Annotated in this window: 25 protein-coding genes, 1 tRNA gene and 1 pseudogene; 15 read left to right on the top strand and 12 right to left on the bottom strand. The window is 64.9% G+C overall.

The window, feature by feature from the left end; all coding sequences use genetic code 11:
- A pseudogene (locus A5756_RS26125) lies at positions 1–103 on the bottom strand (aldehyde dehydrogenase family protein); the annotation flags it as partial.
- Between A5756_RS26125 and A5756_RS26120 the strand changes: the two are divergent.
- Together A5756_RS26120 and A5756_RS24185 are read left to right on the top strand one after the other, a co-directional pair.
- Complete coding sequence (locus tag A5756_RS26120; RefSeq protein WP_232005407.1) at positions 80–505, top strand: aldehyde dehydrogenase family protein; 426 nt, start codon at positions 80–82, stop codon at positions 503–505. The pseudogene A5756_RS26125 and the gene A5756_RS26120 sit on opposite strands and share 24 nt — an antisense overlap.
- A gap of 17 nt (positions 506–522) precedes the next feature.
- Positions 523–1,695 (top strand): CaiB/BaiF CoA-transferase family protein, encoded by a 1,173-nt coding sequence (locus A5756_RS24185; RefSeq protein ID WP_066958341.1) that lies wholly within the window; start codon positions 523–525, stop codon positions 1,693–1,695.
- A 392-nt stretch (positions 1,696–2,087) separates the two neighbouring features.
- On the opposite strand, the gene A5756_RS24180 is transcribed toward A5756_RS24185, so the two are convergent.
- The 7 genes from A5756_RS24180 to A5756_RS24150 are packed head-to-tail and all read right to left on the bottom strand — an operon-like array spanning position 2,088 to position 7,926.
- Positions 2,088–2,273, bottom strand: coding sequence for an FAD/NAD(P)-binding protein (locus tag A5756_RS24180; protein WP_066958339.1), 186 nt, complete (start codon positions 2,271–2,273; stop codon positions 2,088–2,090).
- The gene (locus A5756_RS24175) at positions 2,270–3,289 is read right to left on the bottom strand and encodes an NADP-dependent oxidoreductase (protein ID WP_066958337.1); all 1,020 of its coding nucleotides are present in this window, start codon (positions 3,287–3,289) and stop codon (positions 2,270–2,272) included. Before A5756_RS24175 ends, A5756_RS24180 begins: the two co-directional genes overlap by 4 nt.
- The gene (locus A5756_RS24170; RefSeq protein WP_082948237.1) at positions 3,286–4,263 is read right to left on the bottom strand and encodes an alpha/beta hydrolase; all 978 of its coding nucleotides are present in this window, start codon (positions 4,261–4,263) and stop codon (positions 3,286–3,288) included. Before A5756_RS24170 ends, A5756_RS24175 begins: the two co-directional genes overlap by 4 nt.
- Positions 4,260–5,234, bottom strand: coding sequence for an enoyl-CoA hydratase/isomerase family protein (locus A5756_RS24165; RefSeq protein WP_066958334.1), 975 nt, complete (start codon positions 5,232–5,234; stop codon positions 4,260–4,262). The genes A5756_RS24170 and A5756_RS24165 overlap by 4 nt, the downstream gene beginning before the upstream one ends.
- Before the next feature lie 51 nt (positions 5,235–5,285).
- Entirely contained in the window at positions 5,286–6,152 is an 867-nt protein-coding gene (locus tag A5756_RS24160; RefSeq protein ID WP_066958332.1) for an alpha/beta fold hydrolase, read from the bottom strand.
- Entirely contained in the window at positions 6,149–7,015 is an 867-nt protein-coding gene (locus A5756_RS24155) for an alpha/beta fold hydrolase (protein ID WP_066958356.1), read from the bottom strand. The genes A5756_RS24160 and A5756_RS24155 overlap by 4 nt, the downstream gene beginning before the upstream one ends.
- Positions 7,016–7,071: 56 nt before the next feature.
- Positions 7,072–7,926, bottom strand: coding sequence for an SDR family NAD(P)-dependent oxidoreductase (locus A5756_RS24150; protein WP_066958353.1), 855 nt, complete (start codon positions 7,924–7,926; stop codon positions 7,072–7,074).
- Between the two features lie 263 nt (positions 7,927–8,189).
- Between A5756_RS24150 and A5756_RS24145 the strand changes: the two genes are divergently transcribed.
- Complete coding sequence (locus tag A5756_RS24145; RefSeq protein WP_066958329.1) at positions 8,190–8,786, top strand: TetR/AcrR family transcriptional regulator; 597 nt, start codon at positions 8,190–8,192, stop codon at positions 8,784–8,786.
- A gap of 162 nt (positions 8,787–8,948) precedes the next feature.
- On the opposite strand, the gene A5756_RS24140 is transcribed toward A5756_RS24145, so the two are convergent.
- Positions 8,949–9,683, bottom strand: coding sequence for a hypothetical protein (locus tag A5756_RS24140; protein ID WP_066958326.1), 735 nt, complete (start codon positions 9,681–9,683; stop codon positions 8,949–8,951).
- Between the two features lie 279 nt (positions 9,684–9,962).
- On the opposite strand from A5756_RS24140, the gene A5756_RS24135 reads away from it, so the two are divergent.
- The 11 genes from A5756_RS24135 to A5756_RS24090 all read left to right on the top strand — a co-directional run bounded on the left by A5756_RS24135 (position 9,963) and on the right by A5756_RS24090 (position 19,481).
- A complete protein-coding gene (locus A5756_RS24135) occupies positions 9,963–10,460 on the top strand; it encodes a hypothetical protein (protein WP_066958351.1) in 498 nt (165 codons plus the stop codon).
- A gap of 133 nt (positions 10,461–10,593) precedes the next feature.
- Positions 10,594–11,688 (top strand): cytochrome P450, encoded by a 1,095-nt coding sequence (locus A5756_RS24130; RefSeq protein WP_066958323.1) that lies wholly within the window; start codon positions 10,594–10,596, stop codon positions 11,686–11,688.
- A 375-nt stretch (positions 11,689–12,063) separates the two neighbouring features.
- Positions 12,064–13,134 carry a phosphotransferase family protein gene (locus A5756_RS24125; protein ID WP_066958320.1) on the top strand — a complete coding sequence of 357 codons (1,071 nt, stop codon included), beginning with the start codon at positions 12,064–12,066 and terminating at the stop codon, positions 13,132–13,134.
- A gap of 646 nt (positions 13,135–13,780) precedes the next feature.
- Positions 13,781–13,933, top strand: a complete 153-nt coding sequence (locus tag A5756_RS26115) for a hypothetical protein (protein ID WP_156659797.1) — start codon at positions 13,781–13,783, stop codon at positions 13,931–13,933.
- 164 nt (positions 13,934–14,097) lie between these two features.
- On the top strand, positions 14,098–15,099 hold the full coding sequence (locus A5756_RS24120; RefSeq protein ID WP_066958317.1) for a MoxR family ATPase: 1,002 nt from the start codon (positions 14,098–14,100) through the stop codon (positions 15,097–15,099).
- Positions 15,100–15,116: 17 nt separating this feature from the next.
- Positions 15,117–15,983, top strand: a complete 867-nt coding sequence (locus tag A5756_RS24115) for a DUF58 domain-containing protein (RefSeq protein WP_066958315.1) — start codon at positions 15,117–15,119, stop codon at positions 15,981–15,983.
- Positions 15,973–16,446 carry a hypothetical protein gene (locus A5756_RS24110; RefSeq protein WP_066958313.1) on the top strand — a complete coding sequence of 158 codons (474 nt, stop codon included), beginning with the start codon at positions 15,973–15,975 and terminating at the stop codon, positions 16,444–16,446. Before A5756_RS24115 ends, A5756_RS24110 begins: the two co-directional genes overlap by 11 nt.
- Positions 16,437–17,414, top strand: coding sequence for a hypothetical protein (locus A5756_RS24105; protein WP_066958310.1), 978 nt, complete (start codon positions 16,437–16,439; stop codon positions 17,412–17,414). The genes A5756_RS24110 and A5756_RS24105 overlap by 10 nt, the downstream gene beginning before the upstream one ends.
- The gene (locus tag A5756_RS24100; RefSeq protein WP_066958308.1) at positions 17,411–18,334 is read left to right on the top strand and encodes a hypothetical protein; all 924 of its coding nucleotides are present in this window, start codon (positions 17,411–17,413) and stop codon (positions 18,332–18,334) included. The genes A5756_RS24105 and A5756_RS24100 overlap by 4 nt, the downstream gene beginning before the upstream one ends.
- Entirely contained in the window at positions 18,331–19,074 is a 744-nt protein-coding gene (locus A5756_RS24095; protein ID WP_066958306.1) for a hypothetical protein, read from the top strand. The genes A5756_RS24100 and A5756_RS24095 overlap by 4 nt, the downstream gene beginning before the upstream one ends.
- Before the next feature lie 20 nt (positions 19,075–19,094).
- Positions 19,095–19,481 carry a YchJ family protein gene (locus tag A5756_RS24090; protein ID WP_066958303.1) on the top strand — a complete coding sequence of 129 codons (387 nt, stop codon included), beginning with the start codon at positions 19,095–19,097 and terminating at the stop codon, positions 19,479–19,481.
- On the opposite strand, the gene A5756_RS24085 is transcribed toward A5756_RS24090, so the two are convergent.
- Positions 19,473–19,543, bottom strand: a tRNA-Cys gene (locus A5756_RS24085). The genes A5756_RS24090 and A5756_RS24085 overlap by 9 nt on opposite strands.
- A 113-nt stretch (positions 19,544–19,656) precedes the next feature.
- Here A5756_RS24085 and A5756_RS24080 point away from each other — a divergent pair.
- Positions 19,657–20,562 (top strand): YgcG family protein, encoded by a 906-nt coding sequence (locus A5756_RS24080; RefSeq protein ID WP_066958301.1) that lies wholly within the window; start codon positions 19,657–19,659, stop codon positions 20,560–20,562.
- Positions 20,563–20,582: 20 nt separating this feature from the next.
- On the opposite strand, the gene A5756_RS26590 is transcribed toward A5756_RS24080, so the two are convergent.
- The gene (locus A5756_RS26590) at positions 20,583–20,876 is read right to left on the bottom strand and encodes a hypothetical protein (protein ID WP_369828741.1); all 294 of its coding nucleotides are present in this window, start codon (positions 20,874–20,876) and stop codon (positions 20,583–20,585) included.
- 67 nt (positions 20,877–20,943) lie between these two features.
- A complete protein-coding gene (locus A5756_RS24075; RefSeq protein WP_066958298.1) occupies positions 20,944–21,336 on the bottom strand; it encodes a heme-binding protein in 393 nt (130 codons plus the stop codon).
- Positions 21,337–21,469 lie beyond the last annotated feature (133 nt).

The following is a 21,469-nucleotide window of genomic DNA, read 5'->3' as shown; positions in this document are numbered from 1 at the left end:
TGCCCGCGGTAGCGATGCGGATGGCTTCGTCTTCGGAGCGATAGGTCATCACCGCCAGCACGGGCCCGAAAACCTCTTCCTGGCACAAGCGCATGTCGTTGCGGCAGTCGACGAATGCCGTCGGCTCGTAGTAAAAGCCGCGTTTGAGGTGTTCGGGCCCGTGCTGGCGGTGATGACCTATCGCTCCGAAGACGAAGCCATCCGCATCGCTAACGACTCCATCTACGGTCTGGCGGGTTTGGTGATGACCCGCAATGCCGCAAGGGGATTCAACGTCGCCAGGCAGATCCGAACCGGCACCATCATGGTGCAGACGGTCGCACCCGGTGCCGACCTAGGAGCCAATCCGGGTGGCGGGCAGGGGCCCGGCTGGTCTCTGCCGGCGCGCGGAATGTTCAACGGCGGCGGCCCCTTCGGCGGATTCAAACAAAGTGGGCTCGGCCGCGAGCAGGGTCGCTGGGGCTTCGAGGAGTACACCGAGCTGAAATCAATCACCATGATGTAGCGGGGAAAGGTCGCGTGATGGAACTTCTCAGGGACGTCCGAGTCCTCGAGGTGTCACTCTTCTCCGCGGATGCACTCGGCGGGCATCTGGCTGATCTCGGCGCAGAAGTGATCAAGGTGGAGCCGCCCGGCGGCGGTGGCTTCCGCGGTTCGGCGGTTTCCGGCGGCGAGCTGCAGGACTCTCACTGGAATCGCGGCAAGAAGAGTGTGGCGATAAACCTGAAAACGACTGAGGGCCAAGATGCGTTTCGCCGCCTGGCCGCGACATCCGCGGTGGTGATCGACGGTCTGCGTTACGGCACGGCGGAGCGGCTCGGTTTCAGCTACGACGACGTCGTTGCAGTCAACCCGACAGTCGTCTACTGCGTGCTCAATGGCATGGGCAGCTATGGGCCGTACACCCGATTGGCCACACACGGGCTGTCGTTCGACTGTTTCGCCGGCTTGAGTCCGCCGATCATAGATGCGGATGGAACACCGCGCCTTTCGGGGGCGGCCACAGGGACCACAGGTGTTCTTGCGGGACCGCTGTACGCAGCGATGGGCGTACTCGCCGCGCTGCACGCCGCCGGGCGCGACGGCAAGCCGCAGCACGTCGAAGTAGCGCAGGTCGATGCGGCGATTAACTGGAACTTCCAGCACCTCACCGCGTTGGCGAACGGTCAACCGACCTACGGTGAGGGAATCCGCGCATCGCTTCGCTACCAGTACTACGAAACCAGCGACGGCAACTACGTGGTGTTCAACGCCTTGGAGGACAAGTTCTGGCTGAGATTCTGCGAATCACTCGACAGGATGGATCTCTACGAACCCGGGCGCCAGAAGCCGGGGCAGGATCTCGAGGCAGAGGCACGGCTGCGCGAGGTGCTGACGGCAATATTCAAGGAACGCACACGCAAGGAATGGATTGACTTCTTCATTGCGACCGATATCGCAGGAGCCCCGGCATTCTTGGGCGCAGACCTGTTCGACGACGACCACTCTAAAGCTCGTCGACTCGTCTACGAGCAGGCTCAGGCGGACGGGACTTCGCAGCGATTGATGGGAACATGCATCAAGACCAAACCCGACGAGGGATTTGCACCGCCGGCAGCGCCGCACGTTGGGCAGCATACGGAAGAGTTACTCCGCGCCCTGGCAGGCTACGACGAGGCCGGAATGGAGCGCCTCCGTTCGACCGGCGCAATCTGAACACCGGCGCATGCCCCACTCAAGGGGCAAATATGAGGAGCGCGCCGTCTCATCGGCCGATCGCTAGCTAACAGACCTGCGCGCATCTTCACCCAGGCGTCACCCCGGCGACCGGGGGCGTTTTGCAGCCGTACTGGACCCGTACCGCGCCCGTACCGGCAACGGCAGATATTACTGTCTGGCAGGGGATATGGCGCGAATCAGGCAATCGTTCGGCCTGGTCGCAAGAGGGCTGTCTAGGGACTCATAATCCGTTGGTCGCGGGTTCGAGCCCCGCCCGCCCCACAAAGTAAGGCATGGTCAGAGGTGTACAGCCACGCGGGGCCGCCGGCTAGCGGTGTTCACCCCGGCGCCTAGCGGCCTAGCGGCCTGGCGGTCGCGGCGATGATGCGCTAGCTAACTTGGGCGAAATTGTGGGTCTGCCACGCCGAGGCGGGTAGGTCGGCGGGCTCGTAGCGGCGGCCTCGTTCGAGGACACCGACGCGAAACCCCTTCTCCGACAGCCGCTGCGCGGAGACGCTGCCCCCGAACCCGGATCCGATGACCGGCAAGTCGAAGGCGACCGGCTCTGCGGTCACGACGGCGGTTCTTCGCTAATGACGGACACGACGACCTTGCCCTTGGCGCGTCCGCTCTCGACGTAGGACAGCCCCTCCAACGTGTCGGCGAACGGAAACACCCGGTCGATAACGGGGCGGATCACCCCGGCATCGACGAGGGCACCCAATTGGCGCAACTGTTGGCCGTTGGCGGTCATGAACAGGAACGAGTAAGTCACCGAACGTCGTTTGGCCTTGCGCCGGATGGAGAAGCTCAGGGCGCGCATCGCCTGCACCAGAATCCAGTTGGCGCCGAATTCACGGGCGAACACGGGGTCGGGTGGGCCGGCGACCGAGATGACCGTGCCGCCGGGTTTGAGCACCTCCAGCGACTTCTGCAGTGTCTGTCCGCCCTGAGTGTCCAGAACGACGTCATAACCGGACAATTCGGCGGCGAAGTCCTGGGTCTTGTAGTCGATGACGACGTCGGCACCCAGGTCCTTGACCCAGCCGGCATTTACGGCGCTGGTCGTGGTGGCGACGGTCGCGCCGAGATGTTTGGCCAACTGGATGGCGATGCTGCCCAGTCCGCCGGAACCCGCGTGGATCAGGACCTTCTGACCGGGTTGAACGTGGGCCTTCTCGACCAGCGCCTGCCATGCGGTGAGCGCGACCAGTGGCAGGGAGGCGGCTTCGGCCATGTCGAGTCGCTCGGGCTTGGGGGCGACGTCGCTCTCATCGATGGCGATGTGTTCGGCGAAGGCGCCGATGCGGTCCTGCCGGGGTTTGGAGTACACCTCGTCGCCGGGCGCGAATCCGCGCACCCGCGGACCGGTCTCAACGACGACGCCGGCCAGGTCGTTGCCCAGCACGATCGGAAGCTTGTAGCGCAGTAGCGGTTTGAGTTCGCCGTTGCGGATCTTCAGATCCAGTGGGTTGATGCTGGCGGCGTGGATCCGCACCAAGACGTCGTCGTGGCCCAGGGCGGGCTGGGTTCGTTCGACGGCGTCGACGTTGTCGGTCTTGCCGTAACGGGTCAGCGTGAACGCCTTCATCGTGTCGCTTCCTGATCAGCCAGCGGGAGCCGCCCGCCCGGTCCGTCGGCGTGGTCGGCGCTCACGACGGTGCCCCGCCGCAGGTGGCGGTTAAGGAACTCGATCTGATCGCCGACCAGTTGCTCGAAGGGTTCGCCTAGGTAGAACTCGAAGTGCCCGGCGTCGTAGTGCTTGATCTCCCCGCGCGGCGCGGTCCAGGCATAGCGCTCGGTCTGCTCGGGCGGGGTGACAGTGTCGGTGTCGCTGATGCAGAACAGGATCGGGTAGGCGATCTCCTTGGCCGACAGTCCGGGCCGATAGGTCGTGATCGTCGGGGCGACGCGGGCGGCCACCTCGTTGCGGAACGTCGTGTCCGCCGGCAGAAGGGCCCGATAGCCGGGCAATGCGTCCGGGGCGTTCATCAGGGCCAGCGAGCCGGGCGGGCCGGCCAGCGGGATCATCGCCGGGGCCTTCCCGCGCAGGATGGAGACGTAGTCCCTGGCCACCGAGGGCAGCACCTTCAGGGATGCCAGCGGCCCTAGTGCCAGCGCGGAGGTCAACCCATCGGTGAACGGGCATTGCGCCACCGCCGCGGTGAGTTCGGGATGCCGTGACGCAACGGTGATGGCGTGCCCACCGCCGAACGAGCTGCCCCACACCGCGATTCGCGTGCGGTCGACTTCGCGACGGCCTTTGACAAAGGCGATGGCGGCATCCCAGTCCGCCAGTTGGCGTTTGATCGACAACAACTGGCGGGGCTGGCCGGTGCTGTCACCGAAGTGCCGGTAGGTGAATGCCAGCGCCGCGATCCCGGCCTGGGCGAAGCGTTCGGCGAAGGCGTCCAGGCGCATCTCGCGGGTACCGCCCAGGCCGTGGCCCAGGATCACCACCGGCGGGGCGGTCACCCCGGTTGGCAGGTAGAGCCAGGCGGCGCAGGTGTCGTCACCAGAGGTGAAGGACACGTCGTGGCGGGTGAACGACTGCGTGGCACTCACTTGACCATCACCTCCGCGCCGAGAGCGGGCACTGTGCCGGCTTCCAGGGCGCGGTCGTAGGTGTCGCCGTGATAAAGCGGCAACTCGCCGACCGAGTCGATGTCGTCGAGGTACTGCAGCATCAGCTGCTGGCCCCGCGGGGACTGGTCGGTGCCCAGGAACTCGGTGCGCTCCACGTGCAGGCCTTCGGTCAGCGACATCGATCCGCCGAAGTAGACCGAGCGTTTGATCGCCTCGACCGACCCCTTGGTTCGCTTGCCGAAGTACTCGGCCACCTCGACCGCCCGCTCCACAACCTGGTCGGTGGGCACCACGTCGTCGACCGCGCCGTTGGCCAGTGCCTGGGAGGGGGTGAACGGCTTGCCCTCCAGAATCGCGACCAGCGACTTGTGGGTGCCGATCAGCCTTGTTAGGCGCTGGCTGCCGCCGCCGCCGGGCATGATGCCTAACAGCACCTCGGGCTGACCGATGAAGAAGCTCGCGTCGTCGGCCATGATCCGCAGATCACACGCCCAGGCGAACTCCGCACCCAGTCCCAGCGCTGATCCGTTGAGGGCGGCGACGAAGATGACGCCGCTGGCGTTCATCCGCAGGAATGTGTTGTGCAGGCGGTCCAGTTGGGCGACGCCGCGTAGCGGGGTCTTCTGTACAACCGGGTCCAGCGCCCGGGCCCGGTCGATGCCACGGGCCAGCCGCAGCGCGGCCGAGGCGGCACGGCGGTTCAACTCCGGCACTGCCACGCCTTCGGCCTGCAGCCACCGCACGTCGGCGTGGCTGACGAACCGCCCCTCGCGGGCGCCGGTGAACACCACCGCGTGAACGTTCGGGTCGCGGTCGACGCGGCTCACCAGCGCGTCGAGCTCGTTGGCGATGTCCAGGCCGAACAGGCTGTGCGGGCCGCCATCCACTCGCACGATCAGAATGGCTCCGCGGTCCTCGATCTCGAGGTAGCTCTTGTGTTGCTGGGTCATGTCTTCTTCCGTTGTGATTTCGCCGGGAGGTGATATTGCCGTTGATGCAGATCACGCATCAATGAATCGAATTGCAGTAGAAGCGAACTCGTGGTGGTACTGGAAGATCGCGCCGTGCCCAGAGTTGGGATAGATGACGAGTTTCGAGTCAGCGATCCGAAGATGCATGTCTTCGGAGAGAGCCGTGGGGACCATGCGATCGTTGTCGCCGTTCGCGATCAACGTCGGATGGGTGATCACAGACAGGTCTGCGGGTGTCGAGCGCCCCCACCGCTTGATCGCTTTGAGTTGGGTTCGGAAAGCCTTCACCGTGATCGGCGCGTCCCGATCCTCGGTGCGTTCTTCTAGGCGCTCCACGAACGCGCGTGCGGCGCGTCTGCCGATGTCGTCGCGGTTGAAGAACAGAAACTCCTTGGGGTCCTTTCGGGCAAGGGCGGCACGCAGCGTGTCGTAGTAGGTGGTACCGGCAACCTTGTCAATGCTCTTTCCGCCTGCGGGTCCGGTTCCGGTGAGGATCAGCTTGCGGACGAGTTCAGGATGTTTGAGCACCAGCGCTTGGGCGACCATTCCGCCGAGGGAGAAGGAGAGGATGTCGACGGTGTTGAAACCGAGTGCGGTGATGAAGGTATAGGCGTCGTCGGCCATCGACTCGACGGTGTCGGGGACGGTGCCGGTGGAGGCTCCTACGCCGCGGTTGTCGAAAGCGATGACGTGGTGGTGCTGAGCGATCGGATCGATGATCCGGGGATCCCAGTTGTCCAGCGTGGCGGCGAGATGGACAAAGAAGATGACCGGAACCCCGCCCGTCGGCCCAAGTTCGCGGTAGGCGTAGGTGACACCCGCTGCGGTGACTGTGCGCGATGGCGCATGCGTGTACGACGTGATCGTGTCGCTGCGCTGATTTTGATCCGCGTTCATGATGTTCTCCTGTTGGTCTCGGAAGCGCTTTCCTCGGCGAGGAATCGCAGGGCGTCGGGTACGAAGGTCCGGTGGTGCTGGAACACTCCGCCGTGTCCCGAGTTGGGGTAGATCTTCAGTTGGGCGTTCGGCAGTCGGCGTGCCATGTCGGCTGAGTGGCTGCTGTCGACCATGAGGTCGTGGTCGCCGTTGGCCACTAAGACGGGCTGGGTGATGAGCGACAGGTCGTCGGGTTCGCTTTGTCCGGCGTGTCGGATGGCTTTGAGCTGAGCGATGCGGGCCTGCATCGAGATTCGTTTGTCACGGTTTTGGGTGCGTTCCTTGAGGCGGATGAGATAGTCCGACGCGGCCCGTTTGCCCTCGGCGGTGCGGGGAAAGAACAGGAAATTTCTAGGATCGCTGAACGTGAGTGCCGCTTTGAGGTAGGCGATCCCGACGATGGTTGCCATTTTGTCGATGCCGCCGCCGCCGCGTGGGCCGGTGCCGGCGAGGATCATGCGCCGCACAAGGTATGGTGCCTGTAGGGCGATCATCTGCGCGACGCCGCCGCCGAGCGAAAAGCCCAATAGATCAACGTGTTTGAGTCCCAAGGCGCGGATGAAGGCGATGGCGTCGGTGCCCATCTGCTCGACCGTGGGTGGCACCGAGGAGCCCGTCGCGCCGACACCGCGATTGTCGAAGGCGATCACGCGATGGTGCGCGGCGATACCGTCGATGATTCGCGGGTCCCAGTCATCGAGAACCGCGGTGAGGTGATGGAGGAACACCACAGGAACGGCTGACCCGGTGCCGAGTTCGCGATACGCGAACTCGACGCCGCCGACGTCGATCTTGCGAGTCGGTGTGTCTATCCACGAAGCCATTTCGTGCCTTTCGATGTGGTCGTATGTCCACGCGGGGACATTGGGATTGTTGGTTCTCACTGTGCGATGTGGGTTCGCGCGTCGAGTTTGGACAGCGCGGAAAGGGTTCGCCGGTCACGGGCCAGATGCGAATCCATTGCAGGCGCGGGGAGTCCTCGCAGCGCCGAAAGGGGCTTCCATCTGGATGGCTCCACCACGCGCGGTGACCGATGAGCGAGGCCGTCGGCGAGTGCTGTTGCAGCGTAGTCGGGTTGAAGGCGTTTCAACAGGGGCCGGGGCAAGGTCGCGAGCAGATCGTCGACAGCGGGGTCGGCGTCGACGCCTTGCCTGATCATGTTGGTTTCGATCAGTGAGAAGTAGGCGATCGTGGTCGAGACGCCGTGCGCGGCAAGTTCTACGCGTAACCCGCGGCCGAGCTGCTCAACCGCTGCTTTGCTCATGGCATAAGGAATCGTGCCCATGCCGTTGAGAAACGCGAAAACCGAACTGATGAGGACGAATTGGCCGCGGTGAGCGATGACCTGATCCATGGCGGCTTGGATGGTGTTCACGACGCCGGTGACGTTGATTGCGAGCACGGAGTCGATCGATGACTTCGGCGTGGTCCGCAAAGTGGCGGCACGAGAGAGAATGCCGGCGTTGGCGATCGCGATGTCAACCCGTCCGAAACGGTCAACGACTTCGGCAACGGCGAGGTCGAGTCCGTCGCGGTTATACACGTCGGCGACTGAGCCGAAGGCCGAGTGTGAGGACATGTGCGCAGCAATTTGTGGTGTCTGCGGGTCGACGTCCACCAGGGCGACCTTCGCGCCGCGGCCGATAAGTTCGCGCGCGGTAGCGCTGCCGATTCCGCCGGTTCCGCCGGTGATGAGCACGACCTTGTCGCGAATGTCGTAGGACAGACGTGTCATCGAATATCCCGACTCCACGTCGGGCAACGCCGCCCACGGCGAGCGCCGCGCGGGTTCCCCGGGATGGCGAGGGCCGCTCGCACCGCGGCCTTCATGATCGGGCTCGGTGACACAAGGCCGCAGGCCACCTGCCGTGGTTCATTCAGAGGAGCCATGGGTCTTCCTCGGTGTGGGCCGATTGGCTGACGATCATAATATTATGACTGTAAGGTAATCGGCTATGATGCGCAAGGGCGACTTGGAGGCGAACGGAGGACGCGACTGTGGCGAGGTACGACGCGGAGCACAAAGGCGAAACGCGGCGAAGGATTATCGATTCCGCAGGCCGGCGTTTCAAAGAGGACGGCATCGACGGTTCAGGTGTCGCTGCCCTCATGTCTGACGCGGGGCTGACAAACGGCGCGTTCTACGCGCACTTCGAATCCAAGGATGACCTCGTGGCCAACGTGGTCGCCGACCAACTGCGCGCCCAGCATGCCAACCTCGGCTCGCTACCCGAGGGCCGCGCGGCACTGGAGGAATATGTGCGCGACTACCTCTCGCCACGTCATCGGGACGATCCGAGCACGGGCTGTCCCTCTGCGGCCCTGCTCGATGAAATCGGCCGCTGCGATGACGCCATCCGCGATTCCTACACCGAGGGAATGCAATCCATCATCGACACGGTTGCGACGCACTTGTCCCCACACGACCCTTCCGCCGCCCGCACCAAGGCGCTCGGGTTGTTCACGCTTCTCGTTGCCACCCTGCAACTCGCACGCGCCGTCTCCGATCGGCAACTCTCCGACGAGATACTCGAATCAGGCATTCGCAATGCACAGATCCTGCTTGATTGTGGAGAGTTCGATGGCCGTTGTTGAGGCCATCAACACCTTTCGTGTAATCCCAGGTGTTTTCGCGTGCTTTTCGCGTGCTGAACCAGTGTTTCCGCAGGTGACCTGCGGTTTCGGAACGAGTTCGAGCCCCGCCCCCGCCCTACTCAGGCATGTATGCCTTCGGCTGATGCTTGTCAGTCACTTCGGCTAATCCTTGAGGCTCCCTGGATGGGATGCATCTGCTCGCGCTGCCAGTTCCGTGAGAAAGGAATAGACCCCCTGCAAGGGAAAGTGGAACGGTTCATCCGTCGTCTTGCGTAGGACGGCGCAGGCGAGGCTGTCCCGGATGCCTGGATTGGCGGCGACGATCTCGGAGGTGATCTGGCCGGGGACCATCGGGACCATCATGCTCTCGCTCGACAGCACGGCGAGCAGGACTTCATAGCTGTTCGCGGTAGCCAGGTCGTGGAAGAAACCCGGCTGGACGTTGTAGAAACCGTGGTCGACCCATCCCAGACACGGCGTCCAATGGATCATCACTCCCCCTGGGGCGGTGTGATCGTGAATCGCCTTGTAGCAATTGGCTTGATTGAAGACGTGCTCGGTCGTGCCGTTGTTGATGCAGACGTCGAACCTTGACCCAAGATCGAAGGGCAGGTTGAGATCCTGCTGCAGGCGATAATCATTGGGCGGGAGCAGATCGATGGCGTTGTAGCTGCGGAAGTCGAACAGGGCTTTGTAGATTCGCTTGGCGTCGGCATAGGCCTGAGACATGCCGTCCGGCGCCGTCTCGGCCAGCAACGCGTCCCGCCGTGGTCCTTCGGCGAGAAGAAGCGGGATTGCCTGCGCCGCATCGATCACGGACTCGGCTTCGCCGAATTCCAGGAGGCGGCCTTTCTGAGGAAGCAGGCCGCGGCGCGACGCCTCCAGGAGGAAACTCAACTCGATATTTGTAATTGCCATCACGAAGCCGGGCTAGGGAGGTGGCAGCGCATCGTCGTTGATCCTATGGCTCGTCGCCGTTAGCCTGTGCCGGCTAATCATTACACCTGTTCGTCAGAGGCGCTTGCTACAGGACTCACAATCCGTTGGTCGCGGGTTCGAGCCCCGCCCGCCCTACTTTCCATCCGAATGACGTGGGCCAATTGCAGTGGTGCGCGCTATCGTCTGCGGGTGGCCATATCAACTCCGGTGAGCGCAGCGGTCGCGGCGTTGCTCGCGATGGCGGCTGGCCTAACGGCGCCGCTCGGTGCCGCCGATCCAACACCCCAACAGCAGCCGTTTCCGATAGGCAAAGCCGGCACCACCATCCATGTCACGGAATACAGCGCCGCGACCGCCGACGTCACGCTCAACAACGCGAGCTGGGTGTCGTCGAGCTGCACCGGGAGCGGCGGGGGCTGCGACGTCATCGAGCTCACCATCGTCGGCAAGTCCGACACACCTTTCAGCTACGGCGAGGCCTACGTGACTGCCGCGTCGTCGCCGTGGAGGCAAGACCCTTACCGGGACGTCGAACGCGGCTCACTGACGGTTGATTACCAGAAGATCAACAAGACGCCGCCGCTGCGCTCGGGCAGTGTGACCAACGGCCAGACCGCCCACGGATACATCGCCTACGACGGCTCCGTCAACCAAGGCGACATCTACATCGAGTTCAATGACCCCAACGCTCCGGCGGCCCCCACCCCACTAGCGGGTTGGAAAGTCCACACCTAGCCGCCGCAGGCCAGGCGGCTGTTGCGGCGACGCCTCGCCGTCTCGGCGATAGACTTTCGGCGTCGGAGTTCCAGGCGGCGCCGGTCATGCTTGGTTCGCAGCGACCGCCGATTGTGAAGGTCAGTGGTGCGCGATGATCGAGTCGGGTAGCGACGCCGCGCTGGAAGTCATGCGTTCCGACGAGGAAGCAGCCAACGGTTATCGGGAGTGGCTGGCCGCCGCGGAGCGCTCCGGTCAACCAGTGCTGCGGCAGCCGGACGGCACGTACGTGCTGTGGCGGCGCGACGACGTTCTTGCTGCCATGCGCGATGGCGAGGTTTTCGCCAGCCGCCAAGGCGAGCTGATGCCCGGTAATCCGCCGTTCGGTCCGTACCGGAAAATCATGGTCGAACAGTTGTTCACTCCCAGCAACTCGCGGGACATGCTCAAGCCCGTGCGCGCGATCATCGAACAATGCGTCGGCGCCGTAGCGGCGCAACTGGACCGCTGCGACGGTGTGGGTGTCGCCGAGGTCGTCTGGCGCGCGGCCTTCGTCACGGTCTGCGGGCTGCCGACGGATACCGCTCCCGACGCGGTCAACACGCAAATGGTGGCGGCAATCCGCCGAGCCCCACAGAGCGGCCCCGATTTGATCAGTATCCTCGCCACCGAACCCCTGACCGACGAAGAAGTACTGGGACTGATGGCCTCGGTGGGCCGAGGCTTCATCTTCGCGTCGTTTGCTATCAGGGCCGGACTGGCTGTGCTGGCCCGACAGCCGATATTGCAGCGTGAACTACGCGAAAACCCTGACCGGCAACGCCGGTTCATCGAGGAGCTACTGCGGTTGGATGGCGGGGCGAAGACCGTGTCCCGAATCACCAGCCGCAACGTGACAATCGGCGAAACGACGATCCCAGCCGGGTCGCCTGTCGAGTTGTGCGTCGGATTCGTGCATCGCGACGAGTTTGATGACATGTCAGGTCACGTCATCAAACTCGATGGCCCGCAGCGCAATTGGAGTTTCGGGGGAGGCCCGCACCGGTGTCCGGCCTCGCACCTGGCCCGGGACCTGTTGGGCGTGTTCTTTGAAGTGTGGCTCGCCAAGATTCCGTACTTTTGGTTCGACTGGAGCGGTGGCGAGGTGCCCAAAGCGTGGCATCCCAAACCCTACAGCCCTTCGCCCAGCGAGATTTTCGACGGTTGGTTCCCCGTTCACGTGCCGCTCAGGTGGCGTCCGGAGCCGTGATCGGGGGCGAGGCCTTGTGCCATCTCGCCCTGAACCCAAGGATGTGCCAACGCCCGCCGGCCATCTCCGCGGCTTCGGGGCGAAGATCGTCGGGCAGGGCGACCTGCGCGAGCCTGCGCGTGGCACCCCCGGCGTGACGAACTTCATCGTGATTTCGCCAATGGACACCGGTGTGTTGCGGGCGTTGAACGCGGGCATATGCAACATTGGAGCCATCTCCAAGACGCCGCTCGATCCGCTCACGTTGGGGTTTGCAGCCCATCGGCGATGGTTGCTACTCCGGTTGAGATATCGGCAGCACATTCAGGCTGCCGTGACACGTCGCAGACGACGATTTCCGTAGCGGCTCGGGAATTCGCACGTAACGTTGCAGCGATGGACGGCGTGGCAGAACTGGTGCCGGTGCTAGCCGCGCACCGGTTCGATGAAGCCGGCCTCGCGCGGCACCTGCGCGGAAAGCTTCCCGGCTTCGACGGTGAACTGAAGGTTCGCCAGTTCCAAGGCGGACAAAGCAACCCGACGTTTCACCTGCAAACCACCGCTGGCGAGTACGTCCTTCGCAAGAAGCCGCCGGGCCGGTTACTCCCCCGGGCACATGAAGTGGAGCGCGAACACCGCGTCATGTCGGCGTTGCGAGACACCGGTGTGCCGGTCCCGCGTATGCGGCTGTTGTGTAATGACGAATCTATCATCGGCACAACATTTTTCATCATGGACTACGTCCCCGGACGTATCTTTCACGACCCGGCCATGCCCGAGAGCGCTTCGGCACATCGTGCGGCGGTCTACGAGGACCTCGCACGGGTCCTCGCGGCGCTGCACCGGGTGGACTGGCGCGCGGTGGGCCTCGAGGGTTTCGGCAAGCCAGAGGGTTACCTGCAACGCCAGGTGGCGCTGTGGACGAGGCAGTGGCAGGCCGCGCGCGTGGAGGACATGCCGGCGATGGATCTGTTGGCGCAGTGGTTGCCAGAACACCTGCCAACGGACGACGAACCGGCTTGCATCGCGCACGGCGACTACCGCTTGGGCAACGTCCTGATCCATCCAACCGGGCCCCGGATCGTTGCAGTACTCGACTGGGAGCTGGCGACCATCGGCCATCCGTTGGCCGATCTTGCCTACACCTGTTTGACCTACCATCTGCCGCCGGACTTCAGCGGCACGAAGGGTGTAGCGGGCGAGGACCTGACCGGCACCGGGATACCCGACGAGCAGGCATTCGTTGCGAGTTACTGTCGGCACGCCGACCGAGAGCCACCTCGCTCGCTCGACGCCTTCATCGTGTTCTCTATGTTCCGCCTCGCCTCCATCACCGCCGGCGTGTGGCGGCGCGGGCTCGACGGCAATGCTGCCGACTCCCGCGCCGGCACATCAGAAATCCGGGACCGCTACCGCGCACTGGCGCAGATGGCGTGGGCTTTGGCGCAACAACTGCCGGGCGGGTAAAGCCACCCGACCGAAGGTATACGTCTTCAGCGACTTGCCTTGAGTCGCTTTGGCATTCAAGGGAGCGCAGTTCTTCCAGCGCTCACGTCTTGGCGCGTTGGGGGATGCACCCGCCCGACGTTGGCGTCACCTTCGCGGGCGGGCCCCGGCCGAAGATGGGGACTCCCCGGCGGGCTAGGGGCCGAGGTGGTTACCCACAAACCTGACCGATCTGTCCGTGATTTGGGCTCGCCTCGCACTGGCCAAGTTCGCGTCTGTAGATCTCACGCATGTAATTGTCGAGGCAGGCTTGGTGGGCGGCGGGATCGGTGACGTCGACGCAGGGGTCGCCGGCGTCTGCTGGTGCCAAGGGAACACAGAGGGGTACTAGTGCTAGGGCTGCTGCCGCCGACACGCCGAATATTGCTCTTTTCATCGAATCCCCAAGCGCAGCGTGGTGGAGTACGTCGTCCCAGTTAACCGCAGGCGGGTGCTATCGGGCTAGCGGCGAAAGTCCCACAAACAAGGGTCATTGGTTTCGACATCCGCAGCCGCCCACGTCCAAGCCCTGCCAGCTGGCCCGCGCCAATTAGCAGTTATCTCGGCGCTGGGTATAGCGACATCGAGGGTGGGTATGGGTTCCGGATCGTCAAAGAAGGAGATGCCGATGACCCGACGCCGTGCGGATGAAGCGTCTAACAACACCGCCGACGACCCGAAGTCCGAGCCCAAGCGGGGTGCCGAGCAGGTAGTGCCGGAGGAGGGCGAGGGACCGTTCCCTCCCGTGGCCGGTGTACCCCGGCCACCCATCGGCAATTGACCATCTGAGCTGTCCATTTCCGTTTTGTCGGCGGCGCGCGTCGGCATCGCCAGGCGCAGAGTGCAGAGGTTTCGCGCGGTATCAACGCGAATTCGGCACTCCAGGGTGGGGAGGACGAGGCCGACCACGTGTGGAGATTCGGGTCCGGGGTATCCCCCGGGCGTATGACTACAGCCAGGACACAACCGGATCAACGCGAAATCGACGAAGTCCGGGGAATCGTTGACGCCATTTCCGGGGCCTTCGCGGCCAAGATCGTCGGGCAGCGCGACCTGCGAGAGTCGCTGCTCATCGGCCTGCTCGCGGGCGGACACATCTTGCTGGAAAGCTTGCCGGGCCTGGCAAAGACCACCGCAGCCAAGGTGCTCGCCGAGTCGATTCACGGCCGCTTTCAACGCATCCAGTGCACGCCCGACCTGCTGCCCAGCGACATCGTCGGCACGCAGATCTATGACTCGGCGACCAACTCGTTCGTCACCCAATTAGGGCCGGTGCACGCGAACATCGTGCTGCTCGACGAGATCAACCGGTCCAGCGCGAAGACGCAAAGCGCGATGCTCGAGGCGATGGAGGAGCGGCAGACCACGATCGCCGGGCAGGTGCATCCCCTCGCGGACCCGTTTCTGGTCATCGCTACCCAGAACCCCGTCGACCAGGAAGGCACCTATCCGCTCTCCGAAGCGCAGACCGACCGCTTCCTGCTCAAAGAGATCGTGCGCTACCCCTCCCCGCAGGAGGAGGTGGAAGTGATGTCGCGGATCGACGCCGGCATCTACGACAAGGGGCGGCCCGCACCGCCGGTGGTCGGCCTCGAGGACGTGCTGCGCGTCCAGGACGTGGTGCGCCATGTCCACATGGATCGCGCGCTGATGCTCTATGCCAGCCAGCTGGTCGATGTGACCCGTCACCCCGCGGGGGCGCTGCCCAAGCAGATCGCGCGACTGGTCGAATACGGCGCCAGCCCCCGCGCAACGATCGCGTTCTGTAAGGCGGCCCGGGCGCAGGCCCTGCTGTCCGGGCGTGCGCACGTACTGCCCGAGGACATCGCGAGGCTCGCGCACCGAGTGCTGCGGCACCGGCTCATCCTCGGATTCGAAGCGGCCAGCGCCGATATCACCCCCGAGCTCGTCATCGACGCCGCGCTGCGGGTCGTCAGGGTCCCCTGAGGCGCCGGAAGGCCACCTTGGGTAAGCACCTCAACCGGGCCAAGGCGCACTTCGGCACCGACACCCGCGGCCTGCTCGAAGGTGGCCGCTATGCGCTATTGCACACGCGTAGCATGGAATTCGACGATCTACGCCCGTACGTGCCCGGCGACGACGTCCGGGACATCGACTGGAAGGCCTCGGCGCGATCGGGCAGCGTACTCATCAAGCGGTTCGTCTCCGAGAAGCACCACAAGATTTTGCTCGTCGCCGATGCAGGTCGCAACATGTCGGCGCTCGCCCCGAGCGGGGAGGGCAAACGCGACGTCGCCGCGCACATCATGGGCGCGGTGGGGTTGATCGGTCTGCGGCGATCGGATCAGATCGGCATGGTCTACGGCGACCGTCGCGGCAGTGTGAACATTCCGCAGCGGCGCGGCGAGTCGCACATCGAGGGACTACTGCACCGCTGGTACCAGCACACCAGCACCAACCCCGGCCGCAGTGACATCACCACCCAACTTGACTACGTGGCAACGCATTACCGACACACCATGTTGATCATCGTGGTGTCCGATGAACCCGAGGCCGATGACAAACTCGGCGCAGTGCTCGCCCGACTGAGCGGGCGCCACGACATCATGTGGGCGATGGTGTCGGACATGCCCGCGGTGGGTCCCGACAACACCGACGGATACGACGTCGCCACCGGTCGTTTCGTCCTGAATGGAGCCGACCTCGGCCCGCGGGTCGTCACCGCTTACCGTCGCGCCGAGCAGTCCCGTCGCAACCGCCTCGACGCGCTCCTCACCGGTCACGCGATTCCCCACGCGACTATCGCCGGCAGCGATCACATCCGGCGCGAACTCGTTCGCCTGACCGAGGTGGCCGCCCGTGCCGGATGATCTGCTGCGCCACATATTCGGTCCGCAGCCGTACTCGTCGTGGTGGTTGTTGTTGGCCGTGGCGTTGGTGATTGCCGTAATTATCTGGTACGTAATCGTTTTCGTATGGACGCTGCCCTCGCACCGACTGCGGCGCATCCCCGTCGTGCGGCGAGTGCACGCCTGGCTGATTCGTGACCGCTTCGCCCGCCGCGTGCAAGGCATCGCCGACGAGCACGACGCCGGGCAGATGTCGGCTCCGGCGGCGTGCGCGGCAATCAGCCGGACGGTGCGCAGCTTTCTGCATCAAGCGACCGGAGCGCGGGCGCAGTACCTACACGTCGGGGCCATGGCCGACGCGAACCTGGCCGCGGCCGCGCCGCTGCTGACCCGGCTCGGGGACGCGCAGTTCAACGCCGCCGCGCACGTCGATATCGCCGACGTGAGCACCCGGGCGCAGGAGTTGATCCGCTCGTGGATCTGAAATGGTGGCCCATACTGGCCATCGGATTGGCCTGCTTAGTCGCGGTTGTGGCGCTGGCGGCATTGCTGCCCATGACCGCTGCCCGCCGGCAGCTGCGCCCGTTAGCCAACATCGCACGTCTGACCCGGTTACCCGAGTACGCGAAAGTAGCCCGGCTGCGATCACTGTCAACGGTGGTCACCCTGGTGGTCCTGACGGTCATGTTCGGCGCCGCCTCGTGGGCGGCGGCCCGTCCGACCGTCGCCGGCAACGACTTCGACGCCGCCTACCCCGAAGACATCATGCTGTGTGTCGGGCAGCCGGTGACCGACGCGGCGACGACCGAACTGCTCGACTACTTCGCGCGGCAGGCCGGCACGTCGCCTCAGCGTCAACGGATCGGCTTGACATCGGTCAACCGCCGCCTGGTGCCGCTGACGCGCGACCACCAGTACGCCGCGGCACGATTCGGCGAATACACCGGGGCTCATGCGGCACAGTCGGCGTCGTTCGCCCCCGCGGTACCCTACACGGACTATGCGACCAGCGTGAACGACGTTCTGGCGCTCTGTATGTCAGGATTTCCGACGATCGAGAAGGGCGACACGCATCGACGGTCGGTGATCTATCTTGGGCCCTCAGATCTCCGTGCCGCAGGAGACTCGCGCCCCGCACTGTTCACCGACACCAGTGTGTGGGACGTGGCCGAGCGCGCCGGAACGCAGCTCAATGTCATCGACACCGCGCCGTCAGCGGCAAGTGGCCCGCTCGTCGCCCTCGCCAAGCGGAGCGGGGGCCGGTACCTCGCGCCGGGACGAGGATCGGTGATCAAGGCAATCAACGAAATTCGCGCACACACCCCACCCGCGCGCCTGGCCGACGGCACCATCGTGACCGCGGACTTCCGCGACGACCCGGTGGTACCGCTAGTAATCGCGCTGCTGTCAGCGGCCGTGCTGTCGGTGGCCCTGTTGGTGCTGCGCCGATGACATTCCATCCTCTGCTGCCTTGGCCGATCTTCGCGGTCGTCGCAGGTGCGCTACTCCTGGCGCGACTGGTGGCGCTGCGCCAGGCGCTCCTATCGGCGGGGCGCCGGCGTGGCCGCACGGCGCTACGTTGGACCGGTGTGACTTTCACGGTGCTGCTGCTCCTTGCCGCGACCACCCGCCCCGGACTTCGTGACGACGAAAACGGCCGTGGCGCAACCCGAGCGGCTGGCGAGAACCTCAACGTGTTCCTCGTCGTCGATCGATCGGCCGACTCCGGCGTCGACGACTACGGCGCCGGCGAACCGCGGATCGCGGGGATGCGTGACGACGTCGCCGCCGTGATCAAGCAGTACCCGGCGGCACGGTACGCGCTCGTCGGCTTCGCCTCGCGGGCCTCGCTGGACTGGCCGCTGGCCGAGGATGTCTGGAGCCTGCGCCCGACCGTCGCCGCGATCGGCCCCGAAAACGCGGGTTCCGATGTGAACGGGGGAGCGGCGGACAACGTGCTGCGATATCAGTTGATCCAGGCGGCGCAGCAGTATCCGGGTTCGCGAAACGTGGTGCTCTACTTCGGCTCCGGTGCGCCAGGTTCGCGCGCCCCCCAGGGCGACTTCAACCTCACGCAGAGCGCGGTGGCCGGCGGAGCGGTGCTGGGCTACGGCCGCAGCGACGCGATCAACGAAGCCGAATTGCGACAAATTGCAGCACAACTCAACGTGCCGTATGTACATCGGGATCCGGGACAGGCTTTCCGGCCCGACCTGCCCGACACGGCGGATTTCCGGGCGGAGGCCGACGGACAGACCGAGCTGTACTGGCTGCCTGCGCTGCTCGCCGCGGGGCTGCTGCTCGCCGAGATCTACCTTTCGGTCCGCGAATTCCGGCGCGGCCGCATCGCCCGGCGGGACCTGACGTCGTGACTCCCCCACCGGCACGGCTGCGGCTGCGACGGCGGCTGCTGGTCTACTCGGCACCGGTCACCGCCGCCGCGCTGCTGGTTGCGGTCAAGCTTTTTTCGGTTGTGGTGGCTGGCAATTCGGCGGCTCACGCCTTCGCGAGCGGCGATGGGAACACCTTGCGGTCCGATGCGGCAATCCTTGGCGTGGCCAACGTAATGGAACCCGCGAAGGCGCCGTTCGCTGCGGGCGCCGCCGCCGTGCTTGACGGCCGACTCGACGATGCCGACAGTCACTTCTCCGCCGCGCTTGCCCGCAGCAGCGCCGACCGCTCCTGCCCGGTGCGGGTCAACCTCGAACTGGTCCGAGAGACCGAGGGCGACCGTGCCGCGGCGGCCGGGGATCGGGCGCGCGCCGAGGAACATTATGCGAGCGCGCTATCCGTCGTAGACCAGGCGCCACAAAGCTGTTTTCTCGGTAACGGTGACACGGACCCGCAACGGCGGGCCATCCGGGATGACGCCGCGAACCGGTTGGCGGCCAAACGAACTGCGCTCAACGTTCCGCCGCCGGCAACACCGCCACCGCCACCGCCCCCGCCGCCAGCGGCACCACCTCCACCGCCGCCGGTCGCCACCGTCGCACCCGACGGCCGGGAGATCCCACCACGGCGGCTTGATCCCGCGGGAGGCGATCCGCTCGACAAATTGCAGCAGATACTGCAGGACGCGCCGGGTGGTGCGCCGATGGGGGAGGCACCGTAACGGTCTGTCAGGCTCTTGGCATGAACGAACCGTGTCCGTGCGGCAGTGCCGAAAGCTATTCGGCCTGTTGCGGGCCGTTTCACCACGGCGAGTCGCAGGCCCGGTCGGCCGAGGAATTGATGAGATCGCGGTATTCGGCATTCGCCCACGGAGACGCCGACTACCTGTACCGCACTTGGCACCCCCGCACGCGCCCGGCCGACGTGACGATTGACCCGGGCACCACCTGGATCGGCCTGAACGTGATCGACACGGTCGCGGGTGGTCCGGACGACGATCACGGGGAAGTGGAATTCACGGCCCAGTTCGAGTCCGCGGGCCGCGTCGGCCGCCTGCACGAGCGCAGTCGGTTCGAGCGCCGCGCCGGCCGATGGTTCTACCTCGACGCCATGGCGCAGAGCGAGTGACGGGACTCGAACCCGTGTATACGGCTTTGCAGGCCGCTGCCTAGCCACTCAGCCACACCCGCACGAAACGCCACCATGCCAGCGCAAGCCCCTGCGGCCTAGTGTTTTCCTCGGCCCGATCATTTCCTGAGCTGCAGTTGTCCGCCTTTCCGCGAAGGACGGCTAAATTACCCGTATGCGGGTTGTTCGCCTGGCGGGTGTGATTCTGACAATCCTCACAGCGGGGCTGCTGTTGGCAAGCCCCGCCGGCGCACAACCGCCGTCCAAACTCACGGATCACATCACTGACAGCACCGGGGTGCTGACGGATTCCGGTCGGGCAGCGGTCAGCTCGGCAATCGACCGGCTTTACCGCCATCAGCACATCCAATTGTGGGTGGTCTACGTCGACAACTTTTCCAGGTTCAAACCAGAAAACTGGGCTGACCGCACCCGCGACGCCAGCGCGATGGGCGACCACGACGCACTGCTTGCCGTGGCCACGAACACCAAGCTGTACGCGTTCACGGTGCCGCCGCAGGTGCAGGGCCTCACAGCAGCCGAGTTGATCGGTTTGCGAAGCAAACAAATTGAACCGGCGATTGCCGCCAAAGACTGGAGTGGCGCTGCGGTCGCCGCGGCTGACGGGTTGGACAGATCGGCAATTTCATCAAAGCCTACAAAGCCGATCTGGGTGCCGATCGCGATCGGCGTCGTCGTCCTCGTGGTCGTCGTCGTGGTGGTTTTCATGCTCTACCGCGCGCGACGCCGCCGGCGGGTCACCCCTACCGATGGGCGCGTTGGAGGGCACGACTATTCATTGGAGCAGGCGTTATCCATGGCGGACGGCAGATTGCGCCAGATCTCCGACTACGTCGCCAGACATCGCGAGAGCGTCGGCACCGGGGCCCAAACCAGGGTCGAAGAGGCGAAACGGCATTTGGCGGCGGCGCAAGGCAAGCAGGCAACCAGCGACACCGAGGCCATCGCCCACGCCAACAGGGCGTCCACCCTGGCCGCTGAGGCCCAATCGTTGGCAAATGCTGACGTGTTAGCGGCGCACCGCACGCGGCGAGGTCGAGGCACAGCGTCTAAGCGGTGAACGGTATAGCAGCCGCCGTTTCAGAAGCATCCGCTTACATGAACTCGCCGGCCGGCTCCGACGCAAACATTCACCGGGGGCGGTGGGGGCGGTGGGGGCGGAAAGTCTTGCGGCAGCGGTGCATACGCGTCCGGTGGCGGGACATTGGCGTTGATAGTATCGGCAACGTTGGTGCACCCGCTCACGGAGACACGCCTGCCGACGCTTGCGCAGACGTCGGCGTTGGCCACACCGGAAGGCTCTACGACGGCATACATCTCAGGAATCGCGGTAAGGGTCAATACTGCTATCGCCCCTGCAGTCCAAGGCCGCACCCACCCGTTCATCGGGATCTCCTCACTCTGACCGGTGGCAAGTTTTGGGCGTGCTTGTTTCGATCGCTCAAGGGGTCGCGCCGCCCTGCCCCAGCAGCGGTGTCCACTGACAACGCTGCCTGATGTCAGCCAGGGGCTGACGGATGTTTTCGAGATCGGCTTGCTCTTCCGGGTTGGCGTTGAAGTACTGCTGGACGTCGTCGCGGATCTGGTCTTTGGGACGATCCTGGAGTCCGGTGTAGAACTCGTTCAGGTCCGGATGAGTGAACAGGTAGCCCGAGAGCGCTGCCGCGACACCTGACGCGACGCCGGCTACATCCGCTGCCGTGCAGCCGGGGGGCCGAGGCGGGGAGTCAGCCGCGGCGGTCGCCGCGGTGCTACATAGCAGCGTGCCGGTAATTGCGCCAGCACCGATTGCCCCGACTAGTAGCCGACGCGGGGTCAGATGTGCGAAGAACATAGCTGGCTCCTTTATGCGGCAATTACCTGCGGTTGGCATGGTGTTAACTCTGGACACCGACCGGGTTGGTTACTCGGGCCGAAAGTCACTATTACAACGGCCAACCGTCACAACGCGATGGCGATGTTCACGC

Origin of the sequence: Mycobacterium sp. 852002-53434_SCH5985345 (assembly GCF_001667155.1) — a bacterium.
GTDB lineage: Bacteria > Actinomycetota > Actinomycetes > Mycobacteriales > Mycobacteriaceae > Mycobacterium.
The sequence above is the reverse complement of the archived record's forward strand: the minus strand, read 5'-3'. Positions and strand labels throughout refer to the sequence as shown.